This is a genomic window from Kitasatospora sp. NPDC058162, assembly GCF_042884005.1.
In the GTDB taxonomy this organism is placed as follows: domain Bacteria; phylum Actinomycetota; class Actinomycetes; order Streptomycetales; family Streptomycetaceae; genus Kitasatospora.
The window spans coordinates 14,403-33,706 of the sequence record NZ_JBHVUS010000043.1; the positions used below are offsets into that span (position 1 = coordinate 14,403).

General features: G+C 72.6%; 21 protein-coding genes. 10 read left to right on the top strand and 11 right to left on the bottom strand.

The genetic code is table 11. The features are described from left to right. The first annotated feature begins 69 nt into the window (after nt 1-69). Entirely contained in the window at nt 70-1,317 is a 1,248-nt protein-coding gene (serB, locus tag ACFVXG_RS40505) for a phosphoserine phosphatase SerB (RefSeq protein ID WP_387935324.1), read from the top strand. Between the two features lie 99 nt (nt 1,318-1,416). Here the strand turns inward: serB and ACFVXG_RS40510 are convergent, their stop codons facing one another. The 3 genes from ACFVXG_RS40510 to ACFVXG_RS40520 form a co-directional block, all read right to left on the bottom strand. Further along, nucleotides 1,417-1,944 carry a SixA phosphatase family protein gene (locus tag ACFVXG_RS40510; protein WP_387935326.1) on the bottom strand — a complete coding sequence of 176 codons (528 nt, stop codon included), beginning with the start codon at nt 1,942-1,944 and terminating at the stop codon, nt 1,417-1,419. A gap of 186 nt (nt 1,945-2,130) precedes the next feature. Next, entirely contained in the window at nt 2,131-2,253 is a 123-nt protein-coding gene (locus ACFVXG_RS40515) for an SGM_5486 family transporter-associated protein (RefSeq protein WP_387935327.1), read from the bottom strand. A gap of 75 nt (nt 2,254-2,328) precedes the next feature. Further along, on the bottom strand, nt 2,329-3,624 hold the full coding sequence (locus ACFVXG_RS40520; protein ID WP_387935329.1) for a CynX/NimT family MFS transporter: 1,296 nt from the start codon (nt 3,622-3,624) through the stop codon (nt 2,329-2,331). Nucleotides 3,625-3,748: 124 nt separating this feature from the next. Here ACFVXG_RS40520 and ACFVXG_RS40525 point away from each other — a divergent pair, with 124 nt between their 5' ends. Next, nucleotides 3,749-4,423: a FadR/GntR family transcriptional regulator gene (locus ACFVXG_RS40525; protein WP_387935330.1), complete on the top strand. Its 675-nt coding sequence runs from the start codon at nt 3,749-3,751 to the stop codon at nt 4,421-4,423. 83 nt (nt 4,424-4,506) lie between these two features. On the opposite strand, the gene fabI is transcribed toward ACFVXG_RS40525, so the two are convergent. Beyond that, on the bottom strand, nt 4,507-5,274 hold the full coding sequence (gene fabI, locus ACFVXG_RS40530; RefSeq protein WP_350506786.1) for an enoyl-ACP reductase FabI: 768 nt from the start codon (nt 5,272-5,274) through the stop codon (nt 4,507-4,509). Between the two features lie 2 nt (nt 5,275-5,276). After that, nucleotides 5,277-5,996, bottom strand: a complete 720-nt coding sequence (gene fabG, locus ACFVXG_RS40535) for a 3-oxoacyl-[acyl-carrier-protein] reductase (RefSeq protein WP_387935332.1) — start codon at nt 5,994-5,996, stop codon at nt 5,277-5,279. Between the two features lie 328 nt (nt 5,997-6,324). Between fabG and ACFVXG_RS40540 the strand changes: the two genes are divergently transcribed. From ACFVXG_RS40540 to ACFVXG_RS40565, 6 genes are all read left to right on the top strand, one after another. Further along, nucleotides 6,325-7,470, top strand: a complete 1,146-nt coding sequence (locus ACFVXG_RS40540) for an MBL fold metallo-hydrolase (protein ID WP_387935334.1) — start codon at nt 6,325-6,327, stop codon at nt 7,468-7,470. A gap of 167 nt (nt 7,471-7,637) precedes the next feature. Continuing rightward, nucleotides 7,638-9,230 carry a TldD/PmbA family protein gene (locus ACFVXG_RS40545; protein ID WP_387935407.1) on the top strand — a complete coding sequence of 531 codons (1,593 nt, stop codon included), beginning with the start codon at nt 7,638-7,640 and terminating at the stop codon, nt 9,228-9,230. Further along, nucleotides 9,230-10,627, top strand: a complete 1,398-nt coding sequence (locus ACFVXG_RS40550) for a metallopeptidase TldD-related protein (protein ID WP_387935336.1) — start codon at nt 9,230-9,232, stop codon at nt 10,625-10,627. The genes ACFVXG_RS40545 and ACFVXG_RS40550 overlap by 1 nt, the downstream gene beginning before the upstream one ends. A gap of 32 nt (nt 10,628-10,659) precedes the next feature. Next, complete coding sequence (locus ACFVXG_RS40555; protein WP_387935409.1) at nt 10,660-11,208, top strand: RNA 2'-phosphotransferase; 549 nt, start codon at nt 10,660-10,662, stop codon at nt 11,206-11,208. Between the two features lie 134 nt (nt 11,209-11,342). After that, nucleotides 11,343-11,726, top strand: a complete 384-nt coding sequence (locus ACFVXG_RS40560; RefSeq protein WP_387935338.1) for a DUF3099 domain-containing protein — start codon at nt 11,343-11,345, stop codon at nt 11,724-11,726. A gap of 266 nt (nt 11,727-11,992) precedes the next feature. Beyond that, nucleotides 11,993-12,229 carry a hypothetical protein gene (locus tag ACFVXG_RS40565; RefSeq protein WP_387935339.1) on the top strand — a complete coding sequence of 79 codons (237 nt, stop codon included), beginning with the start codon at nt 11,993-11,995 and terminating at the stop codon, nt 12,227-12,229. Here ACFVXG_RS40565 and moaA read toward each other — a convergent pair. The 4 genes from moaA to ACFVXG_RS40585 all read right to left on the bottom strand — a co-directional run bounded on the left by moaA (nt 12,226) and on the right by ACFVXG_RS40585 (nt 16,575). After that, on the bottom strand, nt 12,226-13,215 hold the full coding sequence (gene moaA / locus ACFVXG_RS40570) for a GTP 3',8-cyclase MoaA (RefSeq protein WP_387935341.1): 990 nt from the start codon (nt 13,213-13,215) through the stop codon (nt 12,226-12,228). The genes ACFVXG_RS40565 and moaA overlap by 4 nt on opposite strands. 77 nt (nt 13,216-13,292) lie before the next feature. Further along, nucleotides 13,293-14,912 (bottom strand): cation acetate symporter, encoded by a 1,620-nt coding sequence (locus tag ACFVXG_RS40575; protein ID WP_387935343.1) that lies wholly within the window; start codon nt 14,910-14,912, stop codon nt 13,293-13,295. Then, nucleotides 14,909-15,265 (bottom strand): DUF485 domain-containing protein, encoded by a 357-nt coding sequence (locus ACFVXG_RS40580; RefSeq protein WP_387935345.1) that lies wholly within the window; start codon nt 15,263-15,265, stop codon nt 14,909-14,911. Before ACFVXG_RS40580 ends, ACFVXG_RS40575 begins: the two co-directional genes overlap by 4 nt. A gap of 266 nt (nt 15,266-15,531) precedes the next feature. Next, entirely contained in the window at nt 15,532-16,575 is a 1,044-nt protein-coding gene (locus tag ACFVXG_RS40585; protein WP_387935347.1) for a zinc-dependent alcohol dehydrogenase family protein, read from the bottom strand. A 145-nt stretch (nt 16,576-16,720) separates the two neighbouring features. Between ACFVXG_RS40585 and ACFVXG_RS40590 the strand changes: the two genes are divergently transcribed. Beyond that, nucleotides 16,721-17,716 carry a DEDDh family exonuclease gene (locus ACFVXG_RS40590; RefSeq protein ID WP_387935349.1) on the top strand — a complete coding sequence of 332 codons (996 nt, stop codon included), beginning with the start codon at nt 16,721-16,723 and terminating at the stop codon, nt 17,714-17,716. Between the two features lie 31 nt (nt 17,717-17,747). Next, nucleotides 17,748-18,548, top strand: coding sequence for an SURF1 family protein (locus ACFVXG_RS40595; RefSeq protein ID WP_387935351.1), 801 nt, complete (start codon nt 17,748-17,750; stop codon nt 18,546-18,548). Here the strand turns inward: ACFVXG_RS40595 and trxA are convergent. Together trxA and ACFVXG_RS40605 are read right to left on the bottom strand one after the other, a co-directional pair. Further along, nucleotides 18,545-18,877, bottom strand: coding sequence for a thioredoxin (gene trxA / locus ACFVXG_RS40600; protein WP_387935353.1), 333 nt, complete (start codon nt 18,875-18,877; stop codon nt 18,545-18,547). The genes ACFVXG_RS40595 and trxA overlap by 4 nt on opposite strands. Nucleotides 18,878-18,880: 3 nt before the next feature. Further along, nucleotides 18,881-19,297 carry a MerR family transcriptional regulator gene (locus tag ACFVXG_RS40605; RefSeq protein ID WP_387935411.1) on the bottom strand — a complete coding sequence of 139 codons (417 nt, stop codon included), beginning with the start codon at nt 19,295-19,297 and terminating at the stop codon, nt 18,881-18,883. Nucleotides 19,298-19,304: the final 7 nt, after the last annotated feature.

A 19,304-nucleotide genomic window follows, 5' to 3' on the forward strand; every position in this document is an offset into this window, starting at 1 on the left:
GACCGCGTGTCCCGCGACGTGGGACGGGTGCCCTCGGCGGGGCGGCCGACGGGTAGCGTGGGAGCCACCATGAACGCATCGCCCCTGGCCGCTGAGCCCCTCCCCGCCGCCCAGCCCCGGACCGCGGACGAGCGCACCCTGCTCGTCAAGGTGTTCGGCAAGGACCGCCCCGGCATCACCGCCGGCCTCTTCGCCACCCTGGCCGGCTTCGGCGTCGACGTCATCGACATCGAGCAGGTCGTCACCCGTGGGCGCATCACGCTGTGCGCCCTGGTCACCCCGCCGCACGCCCGGGACGCCGAGGGCGGCCTGCGGGCCACCGTGCACCGCTGGGCGGACGAGCAGAAGCTGCAGGCCGAGATCCTCTCCGGCATCGGCGACAACCGGCCGCGCCGCGAGGGCCGTTCGCACGTGACGGTGCTCGGCCACCCGCTGACCGCCGCCGCCGTGTCCGCGCTGACCTCGCGGATCACCGCGGCCGGCGGCAACATCGACCGCGTCTTCCGCCTCGCCAAGTACCCGGTGACGGCGGTCGAACTGGCCGTCTCCGGCGTGGCCACCGAGGAGCTGCGGGCCGAACTGGCCCAGGAGGCGGCCGCCCAGCGGGTGGACGTCGCGGTGGTGGCCGCCGGACTGGAGCGCCGGGCCAAGCGCCTGGTGGTGATGGACGTGGACTCCACCCTGATCCAGGACGAGGTGATCGAGCTGTTCGCCGCCCACGCGGGCTGCGAGGAGGAGGTCGCCGGGGTGACGGCGGCGGCGATGCGCGGCGAGCTGGACTTCGCCGAGTCGCTGCGGGCCCGGGTCGCGCTGCTGGCCGGGCTGGACGCCTCGGTGACGGAGAAGGTGCGCGCGGAGGTCCGGTTCACGCCGGGGGCGCGCACCCTGATCCGTACGCTCCAGCGGCTGGGCTTCCAGGTCGCCGTGGTGTCGGGCGGGTTCACCCAGGTCACCGACCACCTGGTGGAGCAGCTGGGGCTGGACTTCGCGGCGGCCAACACCCTGGAGGTGGTGGACGGGAAGTTCACCGGCCGGGTGGTCGGCGAGATCGTGGACCGCGCGGGCAAGGCCCGCTGGCTGGCCCGGTTCGCCGAGCAGGCGAAGGTGCCGCTGTCGCAGACGGTGGCGATCGGCGACGGCGCCAACGACCTGGACATGCTGAACGCGGCCGGGCTCGGGGTGGCCTTCAACGCCAAGCCGGTGGTGCGCGAGGCCGCGGACACCGCGGTGAACGTGCCCTTCCTCGACACCGTGCTGTACCTGCTCGGGATCACCCGCGAGGAGGTCGAGGCGGCCGACGGCCTCGAGGTCGAGTAGGGCCGCTGGGCTGTTGGGCCGGGCTGTTGACGCAGACGAGGGGCGCGCGGATCAACCCGCGCGCCCCTCACGTACGTTCCGGGACGGTCGCCCCGGAGGTCAGTCCTGCGGCGTGTGGTACGTGACCAGCTCGGCCACACCCGGCTCGACGCCCTTCCAGGAGCCGCTGAAGCTGAGCACGGCGATCGCCGCCGTCGGGAAGCCGCCCAGCCGCAGCCGGTTCAGCGCGTCCGGGTCGCCCGCATCCCCCGCCAGCACCTGGGTCAGGCCCAGCACGCCGGGGTTGTGGCCGACCAGCACCACGTCCGCGTACTCCTCCGGGGTCTCCTGGAGGACGGCGATGATCTCGCCCGGGCTGGCCTCGTAGATCCGGTCCTCGTACACCGTCTTGCGGGCCCGCTTGGGCAACTCGTGCGCCGCCAGCTTCCAGGTCTCGCGGGTGCGCAGGGCGGTGGAGCAGAGCACGAAGTCGGGATTGATGCCGGAGTCGACCAGCCAGCGGCCGGCGTCCGGGGCCTGGTGGCGGCCCCGGTCGGCCAGCGGCCGCTCGTGGTCGTCCACGCCGTTCGGCCAGTCGGCCTTGGCGTGACGGAGAACGATGATCCTGCGGGGCGTGTCGGCGCTCATATCCAGCAAGCTTGGCAGAAAAGCGGCCCGCGGGCGCGACGCTCCCGGTTGCCGCCACCCCCCGGGGCGGCGGGTGCCATCATGCCCCGTTCACCGGGGCGTCACCGGGAGTACGGCGCCGGTACGGCCCGTGGTGAGGCCGCCCGGACCAGCGGTGCGGACGGCGATACGGGCGGTGCGGCGGGCTCAGCCCATCGCGGCGGCGACGGTGGCGATGATCGCCACCAGCACCACGATGCCGGCGAAGAGGAGGGCGATGCGGCCGAGCTGCTTGCGGCCGTCGGTGGGGTTCGGGTCGAGAACGGGCATGTCGGGATTCTCCCACCCCGAACACGCCCGTCCCCGACGGGCCCCACCGCCTTGGCCAGGCCTTGACCTTCCCGGTCAGGCCTTGACCTGCTCGGCCTTCCCGGCCGGGAGGACGGCCTCGTCCTCGATGTGCCGGGCCCGGGCGGCGCGCAGGCCGAGCAGCATCTGCGGCACCAGCAGCAGGGCCAGGAAGCCCAGCGGCCAGTACCACTGACCGGTGGCCCCGTAGAGCCAGCCGACCAGGATCGGGCCCGGGATGGACACCAGGTAGCCGATGCCCTGGGCGAAGGCGGAGAGCTGCGCGACCCCGCCGGCCGTCCGGGCGCGCAGCCCGATCATGGTCAGCACCAGCGGGAACGCGCAGTTGGACAGGCCCAGCAGGACGGCCCAGAGCCAGGCGCCCCCGGCCGGGGCGAGCGCCAAACCGGCGTACCCGGCGATGCCGCAGCAGGCCAGCACGACCACGAACAGCCGCTGGTCACCGCGCCGGGCGGCCAGGTTGGGCAGCACGAAGGAGACCGGCACGCCGATCACCATGGTGACCGCGAGCAGCACCCCGGTGGTGCCCTCGCCGATGCCGGCGTCCTGGAAGATCTGCGACATCCAGCCCATGACCACGTACGCGCCGGTGGCCTGGAGGCCGAAGTACCCGGCCAGTGCCCAGGCGGTCCGGCTCCGGGTGATCGGCAGCCGGACGGGGGCCGCGGCGCCGCCGGCCCGCTCGCCGCGCTCCCGCTTGGCGGCCAGCACCCACAGCCAGAGCACCAGGGCGACCGCCCCCAGGGCGGCCCAGACACCCAGGCCGTAGCGCCAGTCGCCGCCCAGCGACTTGGTCAGCGGCACGGTGACGGCCGCGGCCAGCGCGGTGCCGGCGGACAGCGCCATCGAGTAGAGGCCGATCATCGGCCCGACCTTGTCCGGGAAGTACCGCTTGATCACCACCGGCAGCAGCACGTTGGAGACCGCCACCCCGGCCAGGGCGAGCGCGGTGAGCAGCAGGAACACCGCGGTGCCCCCGGCGAAGGAGCGGGCCAGCACGCCCGCCGTGATGGCGCCCATGCCCGCCGTGACCACCGCGATCGGACCGATCCGGCGGGCCGCGGCGGGCGCGGCGAAGCCGAACAGCCCGAAGCACAGCGACGGGACGGCGGTGAGCAGCCCGGCGAGCGTCGGGTTCATCCCGAGGTCCTCGCGGACCTGCTTGAGCAGCGGTCCGAGGCTGGTGACCACGGGGCGCAGGTTGAAGGCGGCGGCGGCGATCGCGACGGCGAACAGCACGCCGAGGTACTTGGCGGGGGCGGGCGGCCGCTCGGTCTGCGGCCGGGCCTCGCTTCGTGGGGAGGTGGTGGTGGTGTCTGCTGCGGGTGGCATAGGCGCCATCATAGAATGATGGGATGAATTGATGCACCTTGGAATTGGCATGATGTGCCGACCGTTCATCCACCGGCCACATCCCCGCAGGGCCCACCCCACCCCGTAGCCGCTAGGAGTCCCCGTGGCGCTGTCCTCCCCGAGGCGCACCCCGCTGTCCGACCAGGTGATCGCGCAGCTGCGCGCCCAGATCACCTCCGGGGAGTGGCCCGTCGGCTCGCGCATCCCGACCGAGGCCGCCCTGGTCGAACAGCTCGGGGTGGCCCGCAACACCGTCCGCGAGGCCGTCCGGGCACTCGCCCACAACGGGCTGCTCGACATCCGCCAGGGCTCCGGCACGTACGTGCTGGCCACCAGCGAGCTGGCCGGGGTGATGCACCGCCGCTTCGCCGACGCCGACCAGGCGCAGGTCGCCGAGCTGCGGGCGGCGCTGGAGACCTCCGCGGCCGGACTGGCCGCCGTCCGCCGCACCGAGCGCGACCTCGGCCTGCTCGAAGCCGCGCTCGAACGGCGGGAGGCCGCCTGGCGCTCCGGCGACGCCGAGGACTTTGTCCAGGCCGACGCCGCCTTCCACCACGCCGTGGTGGCCGCCGCCCACAACGACGTGCTGCTGGCCGTCTACTCCGACCTCGGCGAGGTCACCCGCGAGCACCTGCGCAACGACGTCGGCCCCGAGCTGATCGCCGAGCGCTACATCGGCCACCACGCCATCCGGGACGCCATCCGGGACGGGGACGTCCAGCGCGCCTCGATCGAGGCCGGCCGCGCCATCGGCGCCTGCGCCACCGCCGAGGCGTAACTCACTCACTCTCCGGGGCCGGAAACGCCGCTGCCCGGCACCCCCAAGACGGGGGTGCCGGGCAGCGGCGGAGGAACAGCCGGTCAGGCGCCGATGGCGTGCAGACCGCCGTCGACGTGGATGATCTCGCCGGTGGTCTTCGGGAACCAGTCCGACAGCAGGGCGACGACGCCGCGGCCGGCCGGCTCCGGGTCGCTCAGGTCCCACTTCAGCGGGGAGCGCTGGTTCCAGGTGTCGGCCAGGTCGCCGAAGCCCGGGATGGACTTGGCGGCCATCGAGCCGATCGGGCCCGCCGAGATCAGGTTGCAGCGGATGTCCCGCTCGCCCAGGTAGCGGGCCAGGTAGCGGTTGGTCGACTCCAGGGCGGCCTTGGCCGGGCCCATCCAGTCGTACTGCGGCCACGCGAACTGGGCGTCGAAGGTCAGGCCGACGACCGAGCCGCCGTCCTGCATCAGCGGCAGCAGCGCCATGGTGAGCGACTTCAGCGAGTACGCCGAGACGTGCATCGCGGTGGCCACGGACTCCCACGGGGTGTCCAGGAAGTTGCCGCCCAGGGCGTCCTGCGGCGCGAACCCGATCGAGTGGACGATGCCGTCCAGGGTCGGCAGGGTCTCGCGGACCTGCTCGGCGATGCCGGCCAGGTCCTCCGGGCTGGAGACGTCCAGCGACAGCACCTTGACCGGCTTCGGCAGCTTCTTGGCGATGCGCTCGGTCAGGCTCGGGCGGGGGAATGCCGTGAGGATGATCTCGGCGCCCTGCTCCTGGGCCAGCCGGGCGGTGTGGAAGGCGATGGAGGACTCCATCAGCACACCGGTGATCAGGATCCGCTTGCCCTCGAGGATTCCACTCATGATCAGTGACCCATGCCCAATCCGCCGTCGACGGGAATGACGGCTCCGGTGATGTACGCGGCCTCGTCCGAACCGAGGAACCGCACGGTGGACGCGACCTCGGCGGGCGCCGCGTAACGGCCCAGCGGCACGCCCGAGACGATCTCCGCGCGGCGCTCGTCGCTGAGCACGGCGGTCATGTCGGTGTCGACGAAGCCGGGGGCGACCACGTTGACGGTGATGTTGCGCGGACCGAGCTCGCGCGCCAGCGAGCGGGCGAAGCCCACCAGGCCGGCCTTGGAGGCGGCGTAGTTGGCCTGGCCCGGCGTGCCGGAGAGGCCCACCACGGAGGAGATCAGCACCACGCGGCCCTTCTTGGCGCGCATCATCAGCTTCGACGCGCGCTTGACCACCCGGAAGGTGCCGGTGAGGTTGGTGTCCACGACGGAGGTGAAGTCCTCCTCGGACATCCGCAGCAGCAGGGTGTCCTTGGTGATGCCCGCGTTGGCGACCAGCACCTCGACCGCGCCGTGCTTCTGCTCGATCTCGGTGAAGGCGGCGTCCACCTGCCCGGCGTCCGTGATGTCGCAGCGCACCGCGAGGACGTCGTACTTGGCGAGGGCCTCGGGCACCTCACCCGAACGGCTGGTGATGGCCACCTTGTCGCCTGCTTCGGCGAAGGCCTGGGCGATCGCGAGGCCGATGCCCCGGTTTCCTCCGGTGACGAGAACCGAGCGGCTCAACGATCCACCTCTCTCCGTGTGTGGCACGTACGTCGGAATGCGTACGCAGTGTGACGCTATCGGGCGGTCGGCGGCGGCGGCGAATCGAGCTCCCACAGCGCAGCACCGGAGGAACTGTCGCAATCCGACAATCCGCACCCGCAGCATCCGGTGCCTCCCGGCCGTCCGCCGCAGGCCGCAGGCCCGCCGCGAAAGGGGCCGCGTACGGGAACGCTGTGTGGGAACAACGGGGGCGGGCGTGCCCGTTGCCCCCGTGGTGCGGGCCGACCCCGGGGCCGGACGTACCCTTCCCCCGAAGAGTCCCGGCGAGGATACGAAGGCAGGGCGCATGACCAAGGCACGGCCCGGGAGCACCCCCGGACGCGGACGACTGCTCGCCCTCACCGCCCTGGCGGCGGGCCTGGGCGCGACCGCCTGGGCGCTGCGCGACCTGCCCGCGGCGTTCGGGCGCCGTCCGGACGGCGAGCGCGAGGAGCGGGTGCGCGACTCCCCGCAGTACCGCGACGGCGTCTTCCACAACGCCCCCTCCACCCTCGCCCGGCCCGGCAGCACCCCCGACTTCGACCGGGACACCGTCCGCCGGATGCTCTTCCAGCGCGAGGGCCGCGTCCCGGCCCACCCGGTGCCCACCGTCCGCCCCGCCGCCTCCCCCGGCCCGGCCGCCGAGGGCGTGGAGATCACCTGGTACGGCCACGCCTCCGCGCTGGTGGAGATCGAGGGCTCGCGCGTGCTGCTCGACCCGATCTGGAGCGACCGCTGCTCCCCCGCCGCCCACCTCGGCCCCAAGCGGCTGCACCCGGTCCCGGTCGAGCTGGAGGAGCTGCCGCCGGTCGACGCGGTGCTGATCTCGCACGACCACTACGACCACCTCGACATGGCGACCGTCAAGCGCCTGGTGCGCAGCCAGTCCGCGCCCTTCGCGGTGCCGCTCGGCATCGGCGGCCACCTGCGCCGCTGGGGCGTCCCCGAGCACCGGATCATCGAGCTGGACTGGGACGAGACCTGCACCCTGGGAGAGCTGGTCCTCACCCTCACCTCCGCGCACCACTTCTCCGGCCGCGGCCTGACCCGCAACACCACCCTGTGGGGCTCCTGGGTGATCGCGGGCCCGACCCGCAAGGTCTTCTACACCGGCGACTCCGGCTACTTCGAGGGCTACGCCCGGATCGGCGCCCAGCACGGCCCCTTCGACGCCGCGCTGGTGCAGATCGGCGCCTACGACGCCGCCTGGCCGGACATCCACATGACCCCCGAGGACGCCGTCCTCGCCCACCGGGACCTCTCCGCCGGACTGCTGGTGCCGGTCCACTGGTGCACCTTCAACCTGGGCCTGCACCCGTGGGCCGAGCCGGTCGAACGGCTGCTCAAGGAGGCCAAGGCCCAGGCCGTCCCGCTGGCCGTGCCGCGCCCCGGCGAGCGGATCGACGTGGACAACCCGCCGGAGCTGGACGGCTGGTGGGAGTCCGTCTCCTGACGGATCCCGACAGACCCTGCCAGGCCCTGACCGGCCTGGCCGAAAACCGCGACGCACCAGGCGAAATGCGCTGGCCGGAAACCCGGTGGACGGGAAATGATGCGGTGCGGACGCCCCTGTGGCTCCGCACCGCCACCCTCCGCGACCTGGGAGCCCGATTGCCTCCGATCCCTCCGGCCGACAGCGCCGGCGCCCCGCACGGGCGCGCCGTCGACCCGCTGTTCCTCGCCCTCCCGCTGCGTACCCTCGCCGACGCCGCCCTCGCCCGGGCCCGCGAACTCGGCGCGAGCCACGCCGACTTCCGCCTGGAGCGGGTCCGCAGCGCCTCCTGGCGGCTGCGCGACGCCCGTCCGGCCGGCACCTCCGACAGCGTGCAGCTGGGCTTCGCCGTCCGGGTGCTGCTGGACGGCGCCTGGGGCTTCGCCGCCGGGGTGGACCTCACCCCCGAGGCCGCGGCGAAGGTCGCCGCCCAGGCCGTCGCGGTGGCCCGGCTCTCCGGCGGGATCAGCCGGGCGTCCGGCTCCGCCGAGCGGGTCGAGCTGGCCGACGAGCCCGTCCACCGGGACGTCACCTGGGTCTCCGCGTACGAGGTCAACCCCTTCGAGGTGCCGGACGCCGACAAGACCGCGCTGCTCGCCGAGCGCAGCGCCCGGCTGCTGGCCGCCCCGGGCGTCTCGCACGTCCAGGCGGCCCTGCTGACGGTGCAGGAGAACAAGTTCTACGCCGACACCGCGGGCACCGTGACGACCCAGCAGCGGATCCGGCTCTACTCCGACCTGGAGGCCACCTCGGTCGACGAGCGCACCGGCGCCTTCGACTCGATGCGCACCCTGGCCCCGCCGGTCGGCCGCGGGTATGAATACCTCACGGGGGTCCGGGGGTCGTCCCCCGATGGACAGAGCCTGACCGGCGGCGAGTGGGACTGGGACGCCGAGCTCGCCGAACTGCCCGTCCTGCTGGCCGAGAAGATGAAGGCCCCGAGCGTCCGCCCGGGCCGCTACGACCTGGTCATCGACCCGTCCAACCTCTGGCTGACCATCCACGAGTCGATCGGCCACGCCACCGAGCTGGACCGCGCGCTCGGCTACGAGGCCGCCTACGCCGGCACCTCCTTCGCCACCTTCGACCAGCTCGGCAGCCTCCGCTACGGCTCCGACCTGATGCACGTCACCGGCGACCGCACCGCCGAGCACGGCCTGTCCACCATCGGCTACGACGACGAGGGCGTCGCCACCCAGTCCTGGGACCTGATCCGGGACGGCGTCCTGGTCGGCTACCAACTCGACCGCGGCATGGCCAGGTTGAAGGGCTTCGAGCGCTCCAACGGCTGCGCCTTCGCGGACTCCCCCGCGCACGTCCCGGTGCAGCGGATGGCCAACGTCTCGCTCCAGCCCGCCGCCGGCGGCCCGGACACCGAGGGCCTGTTCGCCGGGGTGGAGAACGGGCTGTACATCGTCGGCGACCGCTCCTGGTCGATCGACATGCAGCGCTACAACTTCCAGTTCACCGGCCAGCGCGCCTACGCCATCAAGGACGGCGAACTCGCCGGCCAGGTCAAGGACTTCGCCTACCAGGCCACCACCACCGACTTCTGGGGCTCGATGGCGGCGGTCGGCGGCCCGCAGACCTACGTCCTCGGCGGCGCCTTCAACTGCGGCAAGGCGCAGCCCGGCCAGATCGCGGCGGTCAGCCACGGCTGCCCGTCGGCGCTGTTCCGCAACGTCAACGTGCTCAACACCCAGCAGGAGGCGGGTCACTGATGACCGCGATGCAGCCCCACGAACTCGTCGAGCTGGCCCTCGGCCTCTCCCGCGCCGACGGCTGCGTGGTGATCGCCGACGAGGAGTCCACCGCCAACCTGCGCTGGGCCGGCAACGCCCTGACCACCAACGGCGTCACCCGCGGCCGCCGCCTCACCGTGATCGCCACCGTGGCCGGCGCCGAGGGCACCGCCTCCGGCGTGGTCTCCCGCGAGGCCGTCACCGCGGCGGACGTCGAGGGCCTGGTCCGGGCCGCCGAGGACGCCGCCCGCGCGGCCGGCCCGGCCGAGGACGCCCAGCCGCTGCTCGACGGCCGGCCGGCCTCCCCGGACTTCACCGAGCCGCCCGCGGAGACCTCCATCGAGGTGTTCGAGGCCTTCGGCCCGGCCCTCGGCGAGGCCTTCGCCCGCGCCGCCGCCCAGGGCGAGCTGCTGTACGGCTTCGCCCGGCACGAGGTCACCACCAGCTACCTGGGCAGCTCCACCGGCCTGCGGCTGCGCCACGACCAGCCGACCGGCATGGTCGAGATCAACGGCAAGACCGCCGACCTCACCGGCTCGGCCTGGGTCGGCGCCGCCACCCGGGACTTCACCGACATCGACGTCCCCGCCCTGCACGCCGAGCTCACCAAGCGGCTCGGCTGGGGCGCCCGCAAGGTCGACCTGCCGGCCGGGCGCTACGAGACGCTGCTGCCGCCCTCGGCCGTCGCCGACCTGATGATCTACCTCCACTGGTCCTCCGGCGGCCGGGACGCCCACGAGGGCCGGACGGTCTTCTCCCGGCCCGGCGGCGGCACCCGGCTCGGCGAGAAGCTCGCCCCGCTGCCGCTGACCCTGCGCGCCGACCCGGACGAACCCGGCCTGGAGGCCGCCCCGTTCGTACTGGCGCACCGCACCGGCGGCGACGTCTCGGTCTTCGACAACGGCGCGCCGATCGCCGCCACCGACTGGATCCACGAGGGCGTGCTGACCGAGCTGATCACCAGCCGCCACGCGGCCGGCCTCACCGGCCTGCCGCTGCGACCGGCGGTCGACAACCTGGTGCTGGAGACGCCCGACCAGGAGTCCGCGCCGACCCTGGACGAGATGATCGCCCGCACCGAGCGCGGCCTGCTGCTCACCTGCCTCTGGTACATCCGCGAGGTGGACCCGGCGACGCTGCTGCTCACCGGCCTCACCCGGGACGGCGTCTACCTGGTGGAGAACGGCGAAGTGGTCGGCGCGGTCAACAACTTCCGGTTCAACGAGTCCCCGGTCGACCTGCTCGGCCGGATCACCGAGGCGGGCCGCACCGAACGCTGCCTGCCCCGCGAGTGGAGCGACTACTTCACCCGCACCGCGATGCCACCCGTGCGTGTCGCGGACTTCAACATGAGTTCGGTCAGCCAGGCCTCATAGCCGCTGGCCGACGGGGGGATACGAAAGACATGATGGACGAGAAGCGGCTGGTCAAGACGAGCAAGATGCTGTCCCGCATCCTGCGGCACGACCCCGACCGGGTCGGCATCACGCTGGACGACGCCGGCTGGGTCCGGATCGACGTGCTGCTCACCGCGCTGGCGGCCAAGGGCAACCGGCTGTCCCGGCCCGACCTGGACCACGTCGTGGCCACCAACAACAAGCGGCGCTTCGGCTACTCGCCGGACGGCCTCTCGATCCGCGCCAACCAGGGCCACACGGTGGCGGTCGACCTCGGTCTGGCCGCCACCGTGCCGCCGCCGGTGCTCTACCACGGCACCGCCGACCGCCACCTGGCGTCGATCTTCCGCGAGGGGCTGCGCCCGATGGCCCGCCAGGACGTGCACCTGTCGGCGGAGACCGAGACGGCCACCCGGGTCGGCGCCCGGCACGGCCGCCCGGTCGTGCTCACCGTGAACGCGGCCGCGATGGCGGCGGCCGGCCACGAGTTCCGGCTCAGCGAGAACGGCGTCTGGCTCACCGACACCGTCCCCCCGCAGTACCTCTCCCGACGCTCCTAGGGCCTGTTGGCCCCCTATCACGCCCGACCGGGTGGGCCCCGCCCACCCGGTCTCGTCGTCCCCGGCCCCCGGGCGTACCGTGAGGAGGCCGCGCGGAACGGCGCGCGGATGCCTGGACGAGGGCGGTTGGACACATGGGCAAGAGCGCCGACGACGGACGGATCTACCGGATCACGGGGGCGCGCAGCAGCCTCTCCGAGGACGTCCGGGGGCGCCAGCGCCGCTACGTCATCTCGATGCTGCTCCGCACCGTCTGCGTGCTGCTCGCGGTGGTGCTGTGGAACGTCGAGCGCTGGCTGGCCCTCGCCGCGCTGGCGGGCGGCGTGCTGCTGCCGTACTTCGCGGTGCTGATCGCCAACGCGGGCCGGGAGCGGGCGCCGGGCCTCCCCAGCACCTTCGACTTCCCGGCCGACACCCCCCTGATGCTCGGCCCCGGTGGTACGGGTGGGGCTGGTGCGGCCACTGGTACAGGACAGGCAAAGACCTCGGCCACCGAAACGTCACCGGGCACGGACTGACCGTCCGCTTTACGGGGATTGAGCCCGAATCGGCTCGACGAAAGCTCAAAAGAAGCTCAGATTAATCATGCAAGACCTCCCCATCCGAGGCTCTCGGCGTGACATACTGCGTACGCGCTCCGCATCCCCCGTCGGAGCGACGGACCGACGCCGGGCGGCTCCCCCCGTGGCTGCCCGGCGTCGCCATGCCCGGATCCGGGCGGGCCGGGCCGGCGTGACAGACTGGCGGTGACGACGCACCCGCCGAGCACCGAGGACGGCCCCCGATGGACACCCCGCAGACCCCGATCTGCTCCGCCAAGGGCTGCCGGGCGGACGCCCACTGGGTGCTGGTGTGGAACAACCCGAAGCTGCACACCCCGGACCGCCGCAAGACCTGGCTCGCCTGCGAGGAGCACCGCGAGCACCTGTCCCAGTTCCTGGGCGTGCGCGGCTTCCTCAAGGAGGTCGTCGCCTTCGCCGACTACCCCAAGACTCCCGAGGGGTCCTCGGAAGAGGTCTAGCCGCCGATCGCCGACATCGGCCGCTCGGGCTGGTGGAACTCCGGGTCGTCGATCCCGGCCCCGGCCTTCTTGCCCCACATCGCCGCCCGCCACAGCGCGGCCAGCTCCGCGTCGTCCGCCCCCGAGCGCAGCGCGGTGCGCAGGTCGGTCTCCCCGGTCGCGAACAGGCAGTTGCGCACCTGCCCGTCGGCGGTCAGCCTGGTCCGGTCGCAGGCCCGGCAGAACGGCCGGGTGACGGAGGCGATCACGCCGACCCGGCCGGCGCCGCCGTCGACCACCCAGCGCTCGGCGGGCGCCGCGCCCCGGCTCGCGGACGGCTCCGGGGTGAGCGCGAAGCGGGCCCGCAGCAGGTCCAGGATCTCCCCCGCGGTGACCATCGACGAGCGGTCCCAGCCGTGCTGGGCGTCCAGCGGCATCTGCTCGATGAAGCGCAGCTCGTAGCCGCGGTCCAGGCACCAGGACAGCAGGTCGGCCGCCTCGTGCTCGTTGACCCCGCGCATCAGCACGGCGTTCAGCTTCACCGGCGCCAGCCCGGTCGCCTCGGCGGCGGCCAGCCCGTCCAGCACGTCCTGGTGGCGCCGGCGGCGGGTGAGGGTGAAGAACACCTCGGGGTCGAGGGTGTCCAGCGAGACGTTGACCCGGTCCAGCCCGGCCTCGCGCAGCGCCGTCGCGGTGCGGGACAGCCCGATGCCGTTGGTGGTCAGCGACAGCTCGGGGCGCGGCTCCAGCTCGGAGCAGGCGGCGACGATCGCGACCAGCCCGGGGCGCAGCAGCGGCTCGCCGCCGGTGAAGCGGACCTCCCGCACACCCAGGTCGCGCACGGCCAGGGTGACCAGCCGGACGATCTCTTCGTCGGTCAGCAGATCGGGCTTGGCCAGCCACTGCAGGCCTTCCTCCGGCATGCAGTAGGTGCAGCGGAGGTTGCACCGGTCGGTGAGGGAGACCCGCAGGTCGACGGCGCGTCGTCCGAAGGAGTCGAGCAGCACGTGCGTCCCTTCCCGAAAAGCAGCCGGCCCGGCCACCGTCGCGGCGGGGGCCGGGCCAGCATAGTCATGCGGATGGATCAGTGGGCGCCCAGCCCGGTCAGCGAGCGGACCTCCAGTTCAGCGTACTTCGCCGGGTCCGGACGCTCCTTGGACAGCAGGGTGCCGAGCCAGCCAGCCAGGAAGCCGATCGGGATGGACACCAGGCCGGGGTTCTCCAGCGGGAACCAGTGGAAGTCGGCGTTGGGGAAGAGCGACTTCTCGGTCCCGGACAGCACCGGGGAGAACACCACCAGCACCACCGAGGAGATCAGGCCCGCGTAGACCGAGCTGACCGCGCCGACGGTGGTGAAGCGCTTCCAGAACAGCGAGTAGAGCAGGGTCGGCAGGTTGGCCGAGGCCGCCACCGCGAAGGCCAGCGCGACCAGGGCCGCAGTGCTGAGCTTGCCCGCGTAGAGGCTGAGCACGATGGAGACGGCGCCGATCCCGACGGCGGCCCACTTCGCGGACCGCACCTCCTCCTTCTCGCTCACCTTCCCGCGCCGGATCACATTGGCGTACAGGTCGTGCGCGAAGGAGGCCGAGGAGGCCAGGGTGAGCCCGGCGACCACGGCCAGGATGGTGGCGAAGGCGACCGCCGAGATCACCGCGAGCATGATCGCCCCGCCGGTGGTGCCGGGCCCGCCGCCGAGCTGCTCGGCGAGCAGCGGCGCCGCCGTGTTGCCGGAGGGCGTCTTGCCCTCGACGGCCACCATGCCGCTGCGGCCGACCAGCGCGGCCGCGCCGAAGCCGAGCGCCAGGGTCATCAGGTAGAAGACGCCGATGATGCCGATCGCCCAGAGCACGGACTTCCGGGCCGTCTTGGCGGTGGGGACGGTGTAGAAGCGGACCAGGATGTGCGGCAGGCCGGCGGTGCCGAGCACCAGCGCGATCCCCAGGCTGATGAAGTCGAGCTTGGAGGTGTCGGTGGCCCCGTACTTCAACCCCGGTTCGAGGAAGGCCGAGCCCTTGCCGCTCGCGGAGGCGGCCGCGCCGAGCAGTTCCGAGGGGTTGAAGTGGTACTTGGCGAGCACCAGGACGGTCATCAGCGCGGCGCCGGCGATCAGCAGCACGGCCTTGACGATCTGCACCCAGGTGGTGCCCTTCATACCCCCTATCACCACGTAGATGATCATCAGCGCGCCGACCGCGAGGATGGTCCAGCGCTTGGCACCCTCCCCGGTGACCCCCAGCAGCAGCGCCACCAGGGCTCCGGCGCCGACCATCTGGGCGAGCAGGTAGAAGATCGAGACCACGATGGTGGAGATCCCGGCCGCGGTGCGCACCGGGCGCTGGCGCATCCGGAACGCGAGCACGTCCGCCATGGTGAACCGGCCGGAGTTGCGCAGCGGCTCGGCGATCAGCAGCAGCGCGACCAGCCAGGCGACCAGGAAGCCGATCGAGTACAGGAAGCCGTCGTACCCGGTGAGCGCGATGATCCCGGCGATGCCGAGGAAGGACGCGGCGGACATGTAGTCCCCGGAGATGGCCAGGCCGTTCTGGAACCCGGTGAAGCCGCGGCCGCCGGCGTAGAAGTCGGCGGCGCTGCGGTTCTGCCGCCCGGCCCAGACGGTGATGACCAGGGTGGCCGCCACGAAGAGCCCGAACAAGGACAGGATCAGACCGCGGTGCTCCGTGGCGGAGCTGGCGAGCGGTGTCATTCGGCGGCCTCCCGGGGGGCGTGGACGACGGCACCGTGGGCCTCGCGGATCGCGGCGGCGGGCGGGTCGATCCGCCGGTCCGCGTAGCGGGCGTAGCAGGCGGCGATGACGAAGGTGGTGACGAACTGGAGCAGCCCGAGCACCAGAGCCACGTTGATGTGCCCGACGACCTTGGTGCCCATCAGCCCGGGGGCGTAGCAGGAGAGCAGTACGTAGAGCAGGTACCAGAGCACGAAGCCGATGGTGACCGGGAAGGCGAAGCTCCGGAACGAGCGCCGCAGGGTACGGAACTCCTCGCTGTCATCGATGAGTTGGACTTCCGTAGCAGTAGTGGTGATCGGCGGCGAATCCACTCTGTCTCCTCACTCCTTCGGCGTAGCGGTCGCACGGGGGGACGATTCGAACGTGAGGGACGTCACATTCCTCGTGCGCGCCGCGCAATGCTAGGAGCGTCGTGCCCACCCCGGAAGGGGTTGACCGCGATCAGCCAGTCGTTCACCCCCTCGCACTATCCAATTGGCCGAAAACCACCACTCGCGTCACCTCCGGACCAGGACCACCACAACCGAAAGGGGCGACACCGTCCAACGGTGCCGCCCCTGTTGACGAAGCGTCAGAATCAGAAGGCGATCCGGACCTTCAGCGCGGAACGGTCGTCCATGGCGCGGTAGCCGTCCGGCACGCCGTCCAGGCCGACGGTCCGGTCGAAGACCAGGCCCGGCTCGATCGCGCCCGAGAGCACGTCGGGCAGCAGTTCGGGGATGTACGCCCGGGCCGGGGCGACGCCGCCGTTGAGCGAAACGTTTCGGCCGAACATCTGACCGATGTCGACGCCCGCGCTGCCGCCGTGCGGGACACCCACGTAGCCGACCGCGCCGCCGTCCCGGGTGATCGAGATCGCCGTCCGCATCGACTCCTCGGTGCCGACCGCCTCCAGCACCGCGTGCGCGCCCAGGCCGCCGGTCAGCTCCTTCACGGCCTCGACCGCGGCGTCGCCGCGCTCGGCCACCACGTCCGTCGCGCCGAAGCGCCGGGCCAGCTCGGTCCGGGCCGGGTGCCGGCCCAGCGCGATGATCCGGCCCGCGCCCAGCCGCTGCGCCGCCAGCACGCCGCACAGGCCCACCGCGCCGTCGCCGACCACCGCGACCGTCGCCCCCGGACGCACCCGCGCCGAGACCGCCGCGTGGTGCCCGGTGGCCATCACGTCGGACAGCGCCAGCAGGCCCGGCAGCAGCTTCTCGTCGCCCGCGGCCTCCTTCGGCAGCTTCACCAGCGTCCCGTCCGCGAACGGCACCCGCACCGCCTCGCCCTGGCCGCCGTCCGAACCCACCGACCCCCAGAACCCGCCGTGCGGACACGACGTCTGCAGACCCTCGAGACAGAACTCACAGACCCCGTCCGACCACACGAAGGGCGCGACCACCAGATCACCCTTCGCGAAGCCCCGGACCTCGGCGCCGACCTCCTCCACCACGCCCAGGAACTCGTGACCGATCCGCTGCCCGGGCACCCGCTGGGCGACCCCCCGGTACGCCCACAGATCGCTGCCGCAGATACAGGCGTTGACCACCCGGAGCACGACGTCCGTCGGGTGCTTGATCACCGGGTCCGGCACCTCTTCGATGCGGATGTCGTTCGGTCCGTGGATCACCGTGGCGCGCATGCGTTCTTCCTCACACAAAGCCGGCCCACCGGCCGGAAACGATCTCGACCAGGTGTACGACACCCATGCGGACCACTCTATTCCGGCTGCCCGGTCGGAACATTTCGACCGGCCCCGGCCAACTCGCCCCTTATCCTGTTGGACCATGCAACCGATCCAGCCCGAGACGTACGGCGCGCCGCGGACCGCCCCGGTCCCCGCCCAGCGCTCCGCCGCCCCCGCCGAGGGCTTCGCGGTGGTCGACGTCGAGACCACCGGTCTCGGCCGCTCCGACCGCGTCATCTCGGCGGGCGTCTACCAGCTGGACGGCGACGGAGAGGTGACCGACCACTGGTACACCCTGGTCAACCCCGAGCGGGACCCGGGCCCGGTCTGGATCCACGGCCTCACCGCCGAACTGCTCTCCGGCGCGCCGACCTTCCCCGAGATCGCCGAGGAGTTCGCGGCCCGCCTGGCGAACCGCGTCCTGGTCGCGCACAACGCGCTGTTCGACTGGAACATGATCTCCCGCGAGTTCTCCCGGGCCGGCCGCAGCGCCCCGGTCGAGCAGCGGCTGTGCACCATGGTGCTCTCCCGCGACCTGCGCCTCCCGCTGCCCAACGGCAAGCTCTCCTCGCTCGCCGCCCACTTCGGCGTCCAGCAGCGCCAGGCCCACAACGCCCTGGACGACGCCCGGGTGCTCGCCGAGGCCTTCCGCCCCAGCCTCCGGCTGGCCCGCACCCACGGCATCCCGCTCCCCTTCCAGACCTGCGTCGCGGTCACCGACCTCGGCGAGGACGAGCCCGCCGCCCCCGGCCGCGGCAACTGGACCGGCGCCCAGTACCGCCAGGCCAAGAAGCGCCCGGCCTGCCCGTACCCCAACCCGGGGCGCTGGGAGGACGGCAAGCCGCTGGTCCAGGGCATGCGGGTGGCCTTCACCGGCGACACCGCCACCGACCGCGAGGTGCTGGAGGACCGCGCCGTCGAGGCGGGCCTGCACATCGCCACCTCCGTCAGCCGGCTCACCAGCCTCCTGGTCACCAACGAGCCGACCAGCTGGAGCGGCAAGGCCCGCAAGGCCCGCGACGTCGGAACCCCGATCGTCACCGAGGACGCCTTCCTCCAGCTGCTGCGCGAGGTCGCCCCGCACCCCGGTGCGTGAGCCCGTTGTGAGGTCGGCGTACCGTTCCCATGTGTACCGTTTTCTGCTGACCCGACAGTGGCTGATCACCATGCTGATCGCGCTGCTGCTGATCCCCGCGACGATCAAGCTGGGCTTCTGGCAGCTGCACCGCCACGAGGCGCGGGTGGCCCGGAACGAGCTGATCGGCAAGGCCCTCACGGCCTCGCCGGTGCCCTTCGACAGCCTCTCCGCAGCCCCCGGCGCCGCCGTGCCGTCCGCCCTCACCTGGCGCGCCGTGACGGCCACCGGACAGTACGACCCGGCACACGAGTTCGTGGTCCGCAAGCGGACCGACGCCAACGGAACCCTCGGCTACTTCGTCATCACCCCGCTGAAGCTCTCCGACGGCAAGGGCACCGTCCTGATCAACCGCGGCTGGGTCCCCTCCGGCGACGGCGCCACCCAGTACCCGCCCGTCCCGGCCGCCCCCACCGGCGAGGTCACCCTCACCGGCCGGCTGCGCTCCGACGAGACCACCGGCAGCAGCGGCGGCTGGGTCAAGGACCGGGCCGGCCTCCCCGACCGCCAGTTCAACCTGATCAACACCGAACAGCAGTCCAAGGAGACCGGCACCACCCTCCTCGGCGGCTACCTGGAACTCACCGCCAGCACCCCGGCCCCGGCCGACCAGCCCCAGCTGATCCCCGAGCCCAACCACTCCGACATCGGCCCGCACATGGCCTACGCCATCCAGTGGTGGCTGTTCACCACGATGATCCCGGTCGGCGTCTGGGTGCTCATCCGCCGCGAGGCCAAGGACCGCCGCAAGCAGGCCGCGCCCGAGGTCCCCCTCGAAGCCCTCCCCGCCTAAAGGACGTCCTCCAACTCCCGCAACAACCGCGCCTTCGCCCGCGCCCCCACCACCGACCGCACCGGCTGCCCGCCCCGGAACAGCATCAACGTCGGCATCGACAGCACCCCGTACGCCGCCTGGGTCCGGGGATTGCGGTCCACATCGACGCTCACCACCCGGAACCGGTGCGCCTCCTCCCGCGCGACGTCCGCCAGCACCGGCGCCATCATCCGGCACGGCGGGCACCAGTCCGCCGTGAAGTCCACCAGCACCGGCCCCTCGGCCTCGAGCACCTCCGCGGCGAACGTCTCGTCCGTCACCGCCGGCACACCCGCGATCTCCACCATCGTCTACTCCCTCTGCTCCCTGGCCAGTTCACACTCCGGCGGCTGCTCGGAAGCCGCGAGCTCGTCCCGCGCCCGCACCGCCCGCTCGAACTGCCCGGCCACCTGCACCCGGACGTCCCGCAAGCGCGCGATGCACTCGTCCAACTCGGCCAACTTCCGCCGGTAGACCTCCAACGAGGCCGGACAGGAATCCCCCTCCGGGTGCCCCGCCCGCAGACACTCCACGAACGGCCGGGTCTCCTCCAACCCGAACCCGAAGTCCTGCAACATCCGGATCTCCCGCAGCAGCCGCAAGTCCTCCTCGCCGTACGCCCGGTACCCGTTACCCGCCCGCCGGGCCGGCAACAACCCCAACTGCTCGTAGTACCGCAACGCCCGCGTAGTCGTCCCCGCCCGCTCCGCCAACTCCCCGATCCGCACGCCCACC

Bases quoted from the DNA above. Each gene is read 5' to 3' on its own strand.
- ACFVXG_RS40550 (WP_387935336.1), top strand. From the start codon at position 9,230: ATGACCGCGATGCAGCCCCACGAACTCGTCGAGCTGGCCCTCGGCCTC.
- ACFVXG_RS40565 (WP_387935339.1), top strand. From the start codon at position 11,993: ATGGACACCCCGCAGACCCCGATCTGCTCCGCCAAGGGCTGCCGGGCG.
- ACFVXG_RS40540 (WP_387935334.1), top strand. From the start codon at position 6,325: ATGACCAAGGCACGGCCCGGGAGCACCCCCGGACGCGGACGACTGCTC.
- ACFVXG_RS40560 (WP_387935338.1), top strand. From the start codon at position 11,343: ATGGGCAAGAGCGCCGACGACGGACGGATCTACCGGATCACGGGGGCG.
- ACFVXG_RS40575 (WP_387935343.1), bottom strand. From the start codon at position 14,912: ATGACACCGCTCGCCAGCTCCGCCACGGAGCACCGCGGTCTGATCCTG.
- ACFVXG_RS40510 (WP_387935326.1), bottom strand. From the start codon at position 1,944: ATGAGCGCCGACACGCCCCGCAGGATCATCGTTCTCCGTCACGCCAAG.
- ACFVXG_RS40520 (WP_387935329.1), bottom strand. From the start codon at position 3,624: ATGCCACCCGCAGCAGACACCACCACCACCTCCCCACGAAGCGAGGCC.
- fabI (WP_350506786.1), bottom strand. From the start codon at position 5,274: ATGAGTGGAATCCTCGAGGGCAAGCGGATCCTGATCACCGGTGTGCTG.
- ACFVXG_RS40590 (WP_387935349.1), top strand. From the start codon at position 16,721: ATGCAACCGATCCAGCCCGAGACGTACGGCGCGCCGCGGACCGCCCCG.
- ACFVXG_RS40555 (WP_387935409.1), top strand. From the start codon at position 10,660: ATGGACGAGAAGCGGCTGGTCAAGACGAGCAAGATGCTGTCCCGCATC.
- trxA (WP_387935353.1), bottom strand. From the start codon at position 18,877: ATGGTGGAGATCGCGGGTGTGCCGGCGGTGACGGACGAGACGTTCGCC.
- ACFVXG_RS40585 (WP_387935347.1), bottom strand. From the start codon at position 16,575: ATGCGCGCCACGGTGATCCACGGACCGAACGACATCCGCATCGAAGAG.
- serB (WP_387935324.1), top strand. From the start codon at position 70: ATGAACGCATCGCCCCTGGCCGCTGAGCCCCTCCCCGCCGCCCAGCCC.
- ACFVXG_RS40515 (WP_387935327.1), bottom strand. From the start codon at position 2,253: ATGCCCGTTCTCGACCCGAACCCCACCGACGGCCGCAAGCAGCTCGGC.